This window comes from Aeromonas lacus (assembly GCF_000764665.1).
GTDB classification, from domain to species: domain Bacteria; phylum Pseudomonadota; class Gammaproteobacteria; order Enterobacterales; family Aeromonadaceae; genus Aeromonas; species Aeromonas lacus.
Window position 1 is genome coordinate 43,867 of record NZ_JRGM01000022.1, and the last position, 12,246, is coordinate 56,112.

The 12,246-nt window shown below is 59.0% G+C and carries 11 protein-coding genes; 9 read left to right on the forward strand and 2 right to left on the reverse strand.

Features of this window, described 5'->3' with window-relative positions; genetic code table 11:
- Position 1: 1 nt before the first annotated feature.
- The 7 genes from ascS (at position 2) to LG31_RS0103880 (ending at position 6,890) form a co-directional block, all read left to right on the forward strand.
- Positions 2-268: a SctS family type III secretion system export apparatus subunit AscS gene (gene ascS / locus LG31_RS0103850; protein ID WP_033113185.1), complete on the forward strand. Its 267-nt coding sequence runs from the start codon at positions 2-4 to the stop codon at positions 266-268.
- Positions 265-1,053: a type III secretion system export apparatus subunit SctT gene (sctT, locus tag LG31_RS0103855; RefSeq protein ID WP_033113186.1), complete on the forward strand. Its 789-nt coding sequence runs from the start codon at positions 265-267 to the stop codon at positions 1,051-1,053. Before ascS ends, sctT begins: the two co-directional genes overlap by 4 nt.
- Positions 1,050-2,108, forward strand: coding sequence for a SctU family type III secretion system export apparatus subunit AscU (gene ascU / locus LG31_RS0103860; protein WP_033113187.1), 1,059 nt, complete (start codon positions 1,050-1,052; stop codon positions 2,106-2,108). Before sctT ends, ascU begins: the two co-directional genes overlap by 4 nt.
- A gap of 116 nt (positions 2,109-2,224) precedes the next feature.
- Positions 2,225-2,653, forward strand: coding sequence for a type III secretion system chaperone (locus LG31_RS0103865; RefSeq protein ID WP_033113188.1), 429 nt, complete (start codon positions 2,225-2,227; stop codon positions 2,651-2,653).
- Between the two features lie 3 nt (positions 2,654-2,656).
- Positions 2,657-3,838, forward strand: a complete 1,182-nt coding sequence (locus LG31_RS20105; protein WP_050513396.1) for an anthrax toxin lethal factor-related metalloendopeptidase — start codon at positions 2,657-2,659, stop codon at positions 3,836-3,838.
- Between the two features lie 208 nt (positions 3,839-4,046).
- Positions 4,047-6,179 (forward strand): PA5441 family protein, encoded by a 2,133-nt coding sequence (locus LG31_RS0103875; protein WP_033113189.1) that lies wholly within the window; start codon positions 4,047-4,049, stop codon positions 6,177-6,179.
- A 132-nt stretch (positions 6,180-6,311) separates the two neighbouring features.
- A complete protein-coding gene (locus LG31_RS0103880) occupies positions 6,312-6,890 on the forward strand; it encodes a DUF3142 domain-containing protein (protein WP_238567467.1) in 579 nt (192 codons plus the stop codon).
- A 13-nt stretch (positions 6,891-6,903) separates the two neighbouring features.
- On the opposite strand, the gene LG31_RS0103885 is transcribed toward LG31_RS0103880, so the two are convergent.
- Positions 6,904-8,094 carry a MalY/PatB family protein gene (locus LG31_RS0103885; protein ID WP_033113190.1) on the reverse strand — a complete coding sequence of 397 codons (1,191 nt, stop codon included), beginning with the start codon at positions 8,092-8,094 and terminating at the stop codon, positions 6,904-6,906.
- Positions 8,095-8,180: 86 nt separating this feature from the next.
- The gene (gene malX, locus LG31_RS0103890; protein WP_033113191.1) at positions 8,181-9,767 is read right to left on the reverse strand and encodes a maltose/glucose-specific PTS transporter subunit IIBC; all 1,587 of its coding nucleotides are present in this window, start codon (positions 9,765-9,767) and stop codon (positions 8,181-8,183) included.
- 281 nt (positions 9,768-10,048) lie between these two features.
- On the opposite strand from malX, the gene LG31_RS0103895 reads away from it, so the two are divergent.
- A complete protein-coding gene (locus tag LG31_RS0103895; protein WP_033113192.1) occupies positions 10,049-11,086 on the forward strand; it encodes a Mal regulon transcriptional regulator MalI in 1,038 nt (345 codons plus the stop codon).
- A 230-nt stretch (positions 11,087-11,316) separates the two neighbouring features.
- Positions 11,317-11,580 carry a hypothetical protein gene (locus LG31_RS0103900; protein WP_033113193.1) on the forward strand — a complete coding sequence of 88 codons (264 nt, stop codon included), beginning with the start codon at positions 11,317-11,319 and terminating at the stop codon, positions 11,578-11,580.
- Positions 11,581-12,246 lie beyond the last annotated feature (666 nt).

The window sequence follows — 12,246 nt, forward strand, 5'->3', positions numbered from 1 at the left end:
GATGAGTCACGCCGATATTCTCCACTTCACCAGCCAGACCCTCTGGCTGGTGCTGATCCTCTCGATGCCGCCGGTACTGGTGGCGGCACTGGTGGGCACCCTTGTCTCTCTGCTGCAGGCGCTGACCCAGATCCAGGAGCAGACCCTGGGCTTTGTCGCCAAGCTCATCGCCGTGGTGATCACCCTGTTTGCCACCACCGCCTGGCTTGGCAACGAGCTCTACAGCTTTGCCGACATGGTGCTGCTCAAGGTGCCGCAGATCCAATGACCCTCGAGAGCCTGCAGGGCCAGATGCTGGCCTACACCCTGCTGCTGCCGCGCTTTATCAGCTGCTTCGTCATGCTGCCGGTGCTCAGCAAGCAGATGCTGGGGGGCGCGATGATCCGCAACGGCGTGGTCTGCTCGCTGGCGCTGTTCGCCTACCCCATGGTGGCCGACACCCTGCCCCCCGCCATCGATGCCCTCGATCTGGCGCTGCTGGTGGCCAAGGAGGTGCTGCTCGGCCTGCTGATCGGCTTTGTTGCCGCCATCCCCTTCTGGGCCGTCGAGGCGAGCGGCTTTCTGGTGGATAACCAGCGCGGCGCGGCCATGGCGTCGCTGTTCAACCCGAGCCTCGCCAGCCAGACCAGCCCCACCGGTCTGCTGCTGACCCAGACCCTGATCACCCTCTTCTTTTCCGGCGGCGCCTTTCTCGCCCTGCTCTCGGCCCTGTTCCAGAGCTATGCCAGCTGGCCGGTGACCCGTTTTTTTCCCGCTATCGGAGATCTCTGGGTGAGCTTTTTCTACAGCCAGTTCAGCCAGATGCTGCTGCTCTGCGCCCTGCTGGCGGCACCACTGCTGATCGCCATGTTTCTGGCGGAGTTCGGGCTGGCCCTCATCAGCCGCTTCGCCCCCTCCCTCAACGTCTTCGTGCTGGCGATGCCGATAAAAAGTGCCGTCGCCAGCCTGCTGCTGGTCATCTACATCAAGCTGATGATGGATCACGCCTACCGGCAGGTGCTGGCGGTGATGGATCCGCTGCAACTGCTGGCCCCCATTCTGGAGGCGCGATGAGCGGCGAAAAGACCGAACAGCCCACCCCCAAAAAATTGCGCGATGCCCGCAAGAAGGGGCAGGTGGTCAAGAGCAAGGAGGTGGTCTCCACCGCCATCATCCTCAGTCTGGTGGGCATGCTGATGGCGATGTCCGACTACTACCTCGAACATCTGGGCAAGCTGATGCTGATCCCGGAATCCCACCTCAACCTCCCCTTTGCCCAGGCGCTCAACCATGTGGTGGAGAACCTGATGCAGGAGATGGCCTACCTCTGCATCCCGATCCTGGCGGTCTCGGCGCTGGTGGTGCTTGCCTCCCATATCGCCCAGTACGGTTTTCTGCTGAGCGGCGAGTCGATCAAGCCCGACATCAAGCATGTCAATCCGGTGGAGGGGGCCAAGAAGATCTTCTCCATCAAGAGCCTGATGGAGTTCGTCAAATCCCTGCTCAAGGTGAGTCTCCTGAGCCTATTGGTGTGGGTCACCATAAAGGGCAATCTACAGGCGATGCTCCAGTTGCCCGGCTGCGGCATGAGCTGCATCACTCCGGTACTGGGGGGCATGCTGGGCCAGCTGATGGCGGTCTGCGCCATGGGTTTTGTGGTGATTGCCATCGCCGACTACGCCTTCGAGCACTACCAGCACATCAAGCAGCTCAAGATGAGCAAGGACGAGGTGAAGCGGGAGTACAAGGAGATGGAGGGGAGCCCGGAGATCAAAAGCAAGCGCCGCCAGTTCCATCAGGAGTTGCAATCGAGCAACATGCGCGCCGATGTGAAGCGCTCCTCGGTCATCGTCGCCAACCCGACCCATATCGCCATCGGCATTCGCTACGAGCGGGGAGAAACGCCACTGCCGGTGGTCACCCTCAAGTTCACAGATGCTCAGGCGCTGCTGGTGCGCAAGATTGCCGAGGAGGAGGGTATTCCGGTGCTGCAGCGCATCCCGCTGGCCCGCGCCCTCTATCGCGATGCGCTGATCAACAACTACATACCCGCCGACCAGATCGAGGCGACCGCCGAGGTACTGCGCTGGCTGGAGCAGTGGCGCCAGAGCGAAGGGCCGCAGTGGTAACCGCCTGCAGGTGAGCACCAGAGCGCGTCACCTAAAAAACCGCGACCCGGGTTAATATCCGGCCGATCCCTCTTTTTGCGATCCTGCGCATCACAATCATCAACCCAGAGATGTGTATGGATCTCGATACTCTACTGACCCGGCTTGCCCGACAGCTCGATGCCGACCAGCTCAATCAGCTCTCTGCCGACGAGTGGCTGCTGCTTGCCACGGATGGCCTCGCCTTGCAAATCACCCGGACCGACACCGGCATGGTGCTGGCTTGCCGCCCCGACGACCGGGAGCTTGAACCCCGCTGGATGCCACTGCTGCTCAGCTATAACGGCCTGCTGACCACCACGGGAGGCATGGTGATGGGGCTGACCGACAACCAGCGCCTGCTGATGCAGTTACCGGTCGCCATCGCTGATGACGATGCACTGGCCAGCGTGACCCTCAACTTCCTGCAACTGATACGGGAGTGGCAGTTGCGACTGCTTGCGCCGTGCCAACCGACCCTGCCCGAACCCGGCTCTCTCACTATGCTGTCTGCCATCAAGGGATAACTCATGAATACCACTTCAGCGACCTCATTGACGTCACTCTATCGTGACCTCCACTTATCCTCCGCCGGCAGCCAGCAGGAGCTGCGTGCCAGCAATGGCAACCTCTACCTCAAGGAGGGCAAGGGGCTGGTCTCCGTCGAGAGCCATCGACTGGCTCACCGGGACGCCGCCATTGCTCAGGTGATCACCGCCATGAGCCGGGAATATGGCATGAGTACGGAAGAGGCTGGTAGCCTGCTGCGTAGCGTACAGGCAGATAGCGGCAAAGTGACGGTGGCGGATGTGCGTCAGCTGCACAACGAACTCACCCTCGGGGCCCGGCACCAGAGCGAACGCTCGCAAGAGCTGCAACAGGTCGCCGACCTGCGCAAACAGCAGCTCGTCTCAGCCACCCGCGCTCAGGGGCTCGCCCCCGATATTCGCACCCATGAGCAGTTGCGTAGCGCCATCACCCGGCAACATGGCGAGCAAACGCTCGCCCTGCTCGACGAGAAACTCCCCTCTTTCATGCACAGCAAGGGCATGCTGACTCCGCGCCATATCGAGACCATAGGCCAACTGCTCAACTCCGGCGAAGTGGCCCGCTTCCAGCAAGCCATCACCATGGTCACGCTCAACGCCAAGAGCCCGGTCGACAGTCAGGCAGCCCGCGCCGTTGCCATCGAACTGGCCAAGCTGCCCATGAACCTGCTCAAGCAGGCCGATGCCGAAGGGCTGACGATCCGGGTCACCCATGACAATGTGACCACCTACCATACCCATCTGGCCGGAACGAGCGCCCGTGGTCATGGTGGTGGCGGGTGGGACAAGCTGCCGGGCGTCGGTGCCTTCGGCGGCAGCAAAGAGACTGTTATAGCCATGGAGCAGGACCGCTCTGGCAAATGGCAAGTGGGTAGCCATCACGGCTCGGCCAATCTGGTGTTGCACGAATTTGGCCACTCCATCGATCGTCTGGTAGGTGCCAGCACCACAGGTGCCAACCTGAGTCAGGACAGCTCCTTCTATGCGGCCTGGTACAACGACTATCACAAGCTGGGGGATGCCTACTTTCAGCAGGCGGGCCCAAAAGGGAACTACGAACCGGGACTGGAGGAGAGCTTTGCCGAAGGTCTGGCACGTCTTTATGGCGACAACAATGCCTTCGCTCACTGGAGCCATATCGAGGCACAACTGTTGACGCTCTGACAGGATTCCCCTGTCCAACAGACCCGCCAAAAGAACGGGGCCATCATTGATGGCCCCGTTGTTGTCATCTGCTTGATGACCCCCCGTCAACCACTGCAAGGTTGTCGATTGCGGCCCATTTACGTACTATTGCCAGCCATTGTGCTTCAGGCTTCTTGGCTCGTGATTCAAGGAGTTGTCACTCGGCAGATAGTGGATACCGCCTCTTATGAAGATCTTGAAATACTGTTCGGCACTGGCACTCACGCTTGCTGCTTTTCCTTCGGTTGCCTCATTCGACCAAGACGGGTGCAGTTTTTGGCTGACAGACTGTCCATTGCCTGCTTATCCGCTTTTCCTTTCCGAAAATGACACCAAGAGCAACTTGCTGATGCTGCTGGCTGACAAGAAGCGACTCTCCCTTCCCTTTATGCTTCCGGCCGACCCGGCCAACGAACGCGATATGGAGCTCTTCTCTCTGCAACGCCTGCCACTTCCAGACGAGATGGAAAGCCCGGAACTGCGTGAACAGCTGGTTAGTCGGCTCACCGCCCATGACGCCTCGCTCCCGGCTTTGCTGGAACACTATGCTGGTCGTGATGCTCTTTACGGCCGAGCCATTTCCAACTCGCTGCAATCTGTCAGTCAATTTCTTGATGCCCTTGAGCAGAGTGACCTGTCATCTACCGAACGCACGCTTCTGCTCAAAACCCGCTTACAGCTCCTTGGCCAACAGGAAGATAGCCCCTGGCCTTCCGAAGTCGCAATGAGCGAGTCAGCCAAAGAGTGGCAGGCTTATCTGGATGCGGCACGCCACTTCTACCAAGGTCATTTCTCCGAGGCATTGACCGGCTTTATGGCTCTGCAAGGGGCAAAAGCGCAGTGGGTTGCCGAAACCGCAAGCTATATGGTGATGCGAGCACACCTTAATGCAGCGGTGAAAGATGCACAGAGCGAGTATGGTGATACCGATTTCACCAAGAGTGATAAAGAAGCGCTGAAACAGGCCATGACGCAGGGGCAGGCGTATCTGGCCGCCTATCCGCAAGGACGTTACGTCAGCTCGACCAAGGGGATGTTCAGACGCATCAACTGGATGGCGGGTGATCAGGCTTCATTACGCGATACCTATAGTGAAGCGATAGCCGCTGACCACTCCCTGCCGGAACTTGAGGCGCTGGTTAACGAAATAGATCTCTCTTTGCTGAGCGCTGACGCCTATCGAAATGAACTCGCCTACGAGGATAAAACTCAGCCTGAGCTGCTGTTTATCAATGCACTGCGTGGCCTCAGAACTGGCTATGACCAGAAACGCAACTGGAGTAACGAGCAGCTCGATGACGCCATCAAACAGCTGCAAGAGATGGGTAAAACGGAAGAGGCCACCTATCTGCAAGCTTATCGATTGCTGCAGAACCAACAGTTTGACGCTGTGCTGGCGCTGTTACCCAAAACAGAAGGACAAAACGCATCAACCCTGGCGTTCAGCCGCCAGTTGCTGCGCATCTGGGCGCAGCAAGGAATGAAGGCTTTTGACCAGGCAGAGCACGCCCTGATGACGCTGGTAACGGCACCTCTCACTCAAGCCCAACAGGCATTTGTGGAGAACATGCTGGCTGATCAGTGGGTGCGTACCGGCAATACTGCGGCCATTTTCAACCAAGAGAGCCCTGTCACTCAGTTGCGGATCCGCACCATAGTGTTAAAACAGTCGGCAGATCCGGACTTGCTTCGTCAGCAGGCCCGGCAGGCCACAAGCGCCTTGGAAAGACAAATCGCCCTGCATACCCTGCTGGTGAGAGACCTGATTGCAGGGGATTACGCAACATTCCTGAAAGACGTGACACTTATTCCGGCCGACTACAAGGAGACTACCCCACCCAAGGATGAGCCGTGGCAACCGGTACCCAACGGAGATGTGCCCCTGTCAGCATTCAAGTGGGGAGGTGAAGGCACACCGCAGGACTATTACTGCCGTGATTTGGCCTCCACTCTCGGCACACTGCTGCAACGCCCCGGAGATGGACATGCACTCAACTGCCTGGGTGAATATCTGCGCAACAAGGATCCCGAGATCAATTTGTGGCAAGGAAAAGAGATGGTTTGGGGATTGCCAAAACCTGAGTCAGCCACCGCGCCAAGCAGGCTCAAGCTATATCAGGCAGTCATGGCCAACCCTAAAGCAGAGCCCGAAGACAAGAGTTATGCCCTTTACAGAGCCATCAACTGCTACGCACCATCAGGCAACAACGGGTGTGACGCTCAGGAGATCCCCAAGAGCATGCGGCAAGCCTGGTTCAACACGCTCAAGCAGCGTTATGGCAACTCGGTATGGGCCAAATCACTCAAATACTACTGGTAAACCATGCCGCAACCCCTCGGGCCTAGCCTGCTAATTCTGTTATCGACACTTGCTGCGCCACTTAAGGCAAGTGTCGATGCCAGCAGCTATCACGCATTCTGGCTCTGGTCTGCCACCCGGCATCAGCCAGTCTTGGCACAGGCAACAACCCTCTATTTGCATCAGGGGGAGATCCTGAACAGGCCATCCGGCCCCCGTTTTATCAAACTGGGGCGCGCTCCAACACCACTTCAGACCGAACAACTCTGGCTTGTGGTGAGAGTGAATACGCTGCCGCTCTCTGCCGATCACAAGAAGTTGCTGGTCAAGCTGTATCAGGAGTGGCGCAAGGCCGGAGCCAAGGTAACGGGTATTCAGATCGACTTTGATGCAGCCACCCGCCAACTGGATCGTTACGCCACCTCTTTGCGGCAGTTGCGACAAGTGTTGCCTGCAGAGTGCAAGCTCAGCGTGACAGGCCTGCTCGACTGGGCCAAGACGGGAGATGTGGCGCAACTCAACAGCCTTCCGGTCGATGAGATAGTGATCCAGACCTATCAGGGCAAACATACGGTACCGGGTTACAGCTCCTATCTACCCGCCATGATGCAGCTCACCATTCCATTCAAGGTTGGTCTGGTGCAGGAGGGCGAGTGGGAACCCTCGTGGCAGGCAAAACTTGCGACCTCCCCCCACTACCGGGGGGAGGTCGTCTTCTTGCTCAATCGCTAGTCCAGGATATCCCTTACCCCACCTCCCCCAGCGCGCCGATCAGGGCGTCGAGCCCCTGATCGACCTTCGAGCGCGGGCAGCCGACGTTGAGGCGGATATAGCCTGTACCTTCCGGGCCATAGGTGTCGCCGCGCATGATGGCGACCCGGTATTTCTCCACCAGCAAGGTTTGCAGCGCATCCATCCGCTCGGTGGAGTCGATGCCAAGGCCGCGCAGGTCAATCCAGGCGAGATAGGTTCCCTCGGGCACCCGATAGTCGATGGCGGGGAAGGCGGCGTTGAGCCGCGCCGCCACCTGGGCGAGGTTGCCGTGCAGATAGGATTTGAGCGCATCGAGCCAGCCAGCGCCGTCCCGATAGGCGCTGATATGGGCCAGCACCCCGAGAATGGGCGGAGATGAGAGGCCATGGGCTGCCTTGAGCCGCTGCAGGTAGGCGGCCCGCGCCTCACCGTTGGCAATAAAGGCGTAGGCGCCGCCAAGGGCGGGGATATTGAAGGATTTGGAGCCCGAGCTCACCAGCGCCCAGCCATCGTCCGGCGCCACCTCGCTCCACGGCAGGTAGCGGGCAAAGCTCACATCCATATGGATGTCGTCCGAGATGACCTTCACCCCGTGGCGCTGGCAGATGGCGGCCATCCGGCCGAGTTCATCCCGCGTCCAGACCCGGCCGGTGGGGTTGTGGGGGCTGCAGAGCAGCAAAATCCGGCAATCGGGGCGGGCTGCCTGTTGCTCGAAACATTCCCAGTCGATCTGGTAGCTCCCCTCTGCTTTTTTGAGCGGACAGGGCAGCAGCACCCTGTCGTTGGCGGCCAGCATATTGCCGAAGGCGTCGTAGGCGGGGGTATGCACCAGCACGCCCTCACCCGGCGCCGACCAGAGGCTCACCAGCTGGGCAATCACATAGATAACCGAAGGGCCGTAGACCAGCGTCTCGGGATCGAGGCTCGCCCCGTAGCGGTGGGCAAACCAGTTACTCACCGCCCCTTTAAAGTCGTCGTGATTCCAGCGGCTGTAGCCAAATACGCCGTGCTCAAGGCGGGTTGCCAGGGTCTGGCGAATGCAGGGGGCGGTCGCGAAATCCATGTCGGAGATGGTAAAGGGGAGCAGGTCAGCATGGCCAAAACGATCGGCCACATAGTCCCACTGGGTGCAGTAGGTGCCGTGGCGGTCGACCACATGGTCGAAGTCATAAATATCGTGCATGAAGTTTCTCCCTCCATAAACAGGAGACATATTGGGAGAGGCAAACAAGGGGGCTTGCGCCCCCCGTTCGGATCTTATTGGCCGATTCAGGCCCCCATCAGGCTCTGCAGCTGGTTTTTCACCAGATGCACCTGCGGGCCGATCACCACCTGCAGGTTGTGCTCGTCGAGCTTGATCACCCCGATGGCGCCGTTCGCCTTCAATACCTTGTCATCGACCCGGCTCATGTCCTGCACCGACATCCGCAGGCGGGTGATGCAGTTGTCCAGTGCCAGGATGTTATCAGCGCCGCCCAGGGCGTTGAGGATGATTTCACCGTTGTAACCGCTGTTGCCGGCCTTCTTGCCCGCGGGCTGGGCAGCCTCGCTGGTTTCAATCTCGCGGCTCTCTTTTTCACGACCGGGGGTTTTCAGGTTAAAGCGCACGATGGCGAAGCGGAACACGCTGTAGTAGATGGCAAACCAGATGGCGGCTGCGACCGGCACCAGATACCACTTGGTGGCGGTGCCTTGCAGCACGCCGAACACCAGAAAATCGATGAGGTTGCCGTCGGTGTTGCCGATGGTGACGCCGAGCAGCCCCATGGTCATAAAGCCCAGGCCCGTCAGGATGGCGTGAATAACGTAGAGCACCGGCGCCACGAACAGGAACAGGAACTCGAGCGGCTCTGTGATACCACCGATAACGCAGGCCACCACACCGGAGACCAGCAGCGCCTTGATCTTGCCGCGATTTTCCGGACGGGCGCAGTGATACATGGCGAGCGCTGCGCCCGGCAGGCCGCCGAGGAAGGCTGGCATCTTGCCCTGCGAGAGGAAGGAGGTGGCAGAGACCGAGAAGCCGCTGGTATCGGCGCAGGAGAGCTCGGCGTAGAAGATATTGAGGGCGCCGCTCACCTCGTGACCGCATACCAGCTGGGTGCCGCCCGCTTCGGTAAAGCGAATGAGCGCCACCAGAATGTGGTGCAGGCCGAGCGGCAGCAGCAGACGCTCACCGGTACCAAACAGGAAGGGGCCGAAGGGACCGGCGTGGGAAATCAGCGCTCCGATACCGTTGATACCGGCAGCAAACCAGGGCCAGACGAACGGCACGACCAAGCCGACCACACCCAGCACCAGCGCGGTGATGATGGGTACGAAGCGGGCACCGCCGAAGAAGGCGAGCGCATCGGGCATCTTGTAGGTGTAGAAACGGGCGTGCAACTTGGCGACGATCACCCCGACGATGATGGCCCCCAGAATCCCGGTGTCGATGGAGCTGATGCCGAGGATCGATTTCACCCCGTAGGCCTTCTCCGCCGCCGCGTCACCGATGACGTTGGCCACGGTGAGGTAGAAGTTGATGGAGAGGTTGAGCGCCGCATAGCCGACAAAACCGGCAAAGGCCGCGACCCCCTTCTCTTCCCGCGCCAGCCCGAGCGGAATGGCCACCGCGAACATCACCGGCAGGTAGATAAAGGCCACCAGCCCCACCTTGGTCATCCAGAGGAACAGCAGTTGCAGCACGGTATTGTCGAGGAAGGGCATGCTCTGCTTGACCGCATCGCTGGTGAGCGAGCTGCCGACACCGAGCAGAATGCCCGAGAAGGCCAGCAGGGCGACCGGCAACATAAAGGTCTTGCCGAGGCTCTGCAGGAACTCCCAGATAGTGGATTTGGCTTGAGGCTTGGCCATGAAACGGCTCCTTGTGAATAGACAGCAATATCTGCGGCTTTCCCCGTGGCTGCTCGTAGCAATCTCGACGCAGAGGCGCGGGTCAGCATCAGGTTTTGCTGGATGATAAAACGTTTTATCAATTTACAAGTGCCGACAGGATCACAGAATAAGGGGGCTGGCTGGCAGCAGGATCCAAATTTGTGAGCCGGATCGGCCAGATGGTGATGTAACGTTTCACTTAAGTACTCGAGCAGGTATGCTGGGGCCTCGCTCTCAACATGCCGTCGTCCGTTCGCCCTATGTCGCCCAAATCCCTCTCTGCCAAAGCCACCAAGATCACCGATGTCGCCCAGCGGGCGGGTGTGTCGGTCACCACCGTCTCCATGGTGCTCAACGGCAAGGGGCGCATCTCCCCCGCCACCGCCGAGCGGGTGCAGCAGGCGATAAAAGAGCTCGACTACGTGCCCAACAGCGCCGCTGCCAACCTGCGCAGCCAGCACTCCAATCTGGTGGGGCTGATCCTGCGCGACATCACCGACCCCTTCTATACCGAGGTGACCGCCGGGGTGAGCGAGGTGCTGGAGCAGCAGGGCTATCTGCTGTTTCTGACCCAGTGCGGCCACAGCCCGGAGCGGCTGCAGCAGAGCATTCACTCCCTGTCACGCCAAGGGGTAGCGGGCATCATCTTCAATCCGGTGCGCGGCGCGGCGGCCAAAACCCTGGAGACCCTGCTCGATTCCGAACTGCCGGTGGTGTGCGCCGCCCGCTCCTACTATCGCGATGACGTGGACTTTATCGGCCCCGACAACACCCACGCCGCCAAGCAGGCCACCACCTACCTTATCGAGCAGGGCCACCGCCATATCGCCTACGTCGGCGGGCGGGCCGACTCCCTCACCCGCGCCGAGCGCATCGGCGGCTACTGCGCCAGCCTGCTGCAATATGGCCTCCCCTTCAAACCGGAGTGGGTACTGGAGTGCGAGCGCACCCAGCGCAGCGCTGCCGACACCATCGCCCAGCTGCTGCACCAGCACCCCAAGGTGACCGCCGTGCTCTGCCACTACCCCGAGGTGGCGCTCGGCGCCATCTATGGCGTCGAGGCGAGCGGGCGCACCGTGGGCAAGGACAACTACATCGGCCAGCAGGTGGCCCTGCTCGGTTTTGACGACGTGGCGGAGGCCGAACTCACCTCCCCCGCCCTCACCTTTGTCAGCTCACCGGCCCGCGAAATCGGCCGTCAGGCAGCAAAACGACTGCTGACCAGGATGCAGCAGCCCGAACTCGCCCCCAACCGCCATATCATCACCCCCAACTTGCAGAAGCGGGAGTCGGCCTGAACTGGCTGGGCAAGCCTGCAGCCGCCATATCATCACCGCTCACCAGCAAACCGCAGAAGCGGGCATCGGCCTGAGGCACACGGTTGCGGCACGCAGGCAAAGGGCAGTCATGGCCAAGTAGCAAAGAGGGGGGGCAAAGTGTGAGGCTGCTCACTGCGCCGGCAAGGAGAGATTGAGAGCCAAGTGGAGAGGAATATGATGGGTGCCTCCTTCTCTTCACGAGCCTCTTTATGAGCAACCCGCACGACCAGAATCCGCCGAGTGAAATCCATCGCTGTGACAAATGTGGCGAGCGCACCCGCCATATCGTGGTGCTGGTCGCCCGCGATCACAGCCAGGACATCATGCCCAAGGATCCGCGCAAAGCCTTCTGGCAAGCCTTTACTTCCAGCAGCATCACCAACTGGGCGTTTGGTGAAACACTGGCCTACCAGACCACCCATGTAAAACATCTTATTTGTGAGCGGTGCGGGGAGAAGTTTCTGGAGTATTGAGTAGCGATAGTACTAGGCAAGAGGTGAAGCTCAGCTTGCACTCACAGCGCCAAGCGGACAGATAACACCCACTTAATGAGCAATTTATTGATCTCTGGCAGGTTTTTGCCCGACTGCGGTTTTACCCCGCCCCTCCCTCGATTAATATGCCCCACTTGGCAACCACTCTTGCAGAGATAACCCTGTGCAGCCGTTTCGCCATCCACCACATCGCCGGATAACCGCAGCAGGCTGGAGGCTGTAATCCACGGGCGGTAGCGTGGGGCTCATTTATTTCAGCCATTGTTTAGCTTAAGACCCTGTCACTAGGGCGCCTTCTCAACAATCTGAGGATGCTAACCTTAATTTAAGCTAAGCCTTACGAAATAAAAATTAAAGCGGATTATATTGAAGATGGAAGGTTTCTATCTTTATAAATTATTAACATAAATAGCGCTATACATAAATTCGCATTCTATTTCGATCATGAGACATCTAACAATATGATAATATCATCCTCACACTCGTCTATTTTAAATGATGACATAAGATTTCCACCTAAACTCAAAAATTAATTAACCATATCATCCAAATATTATATAAAAGGATTGCATCCTGATGAAAGAAGTAAAGAAAATAACAGCAACTAACTACAAAGGATTTGGGAAGTTAGATTTATCAATTAAA

Excerpts from the sequence above, each read along its gene's own strand:
- ascS (WP_033113185.1), top strand. The coding sequence starts at position 2 with ATGAGTCACGCCGATATTCTCCACTTCACCAGCCAGACCCTCTGGCTG.
- sctT (WP_033113186.1), top strand. The coding sequence starts at position 265 with ATGACCCTCGAGAGCCTGCAGGGCCAGATGCTGGCCTACACCCTGCTG.
- ascU (WP_033113187.1), top strand. The coding sequence starts at position 1,050 with ATGAGCGGCGAAAAGACCGAACAGCCCACCCCCAAAAAATTGCGCGAT.
- LG31_RS0103865 (WP_033113188.1), top strand. The coding sequence starts at position 2,225 with ATGGATCTCGATACTCTACTGACCCGGCTTGCCCGACAGCTCGATGCC.
- LG31_RS20105 (WP_050513396.1), top strand. The coding sequence starts at position 2,657 with ATGAATACCACTTCAGCGACCTCATTGACGTCACTCTATCGTGACCTC.
- LG31_RS0103875 (WP_033113189.1), top strand. The coding sequence starts at position 4,047 with ATGAAGATCTTGAAATACTGTTCGGCACTGGCACTCACGCTTGCTGCT.
- LG31_RS0103885 (WP_033113190.1), bottom strand. The coding sequence starts at position 8,094 with ATGCACGATATTTATGACTTCGACCATGTGGTCGACCGCCACGGCACC.
- malX (WP_033113191.1), bottom strand. The coding sequence starts at position 9,767 with ATGGCCAAGCCTCAAGCCAAATCCACTATCTGGGAGTTCCTGCAGAGC.
- LG31_RS0103895 (WP_033113192.1), top strand. The coding sequence starts at position 10,049 with ATGTCGCCCAAATCCCTCTCTGCCAAAGCCACCAAGATCACCGATGTC.
- LG31_RS0103900 (WP_033113193.1), top strand. The coding sequence starts at position 11,317 with ATGAGCAACCCGCACGACCAGAATCCGCCGAGTGAAATCCATCGCTGT.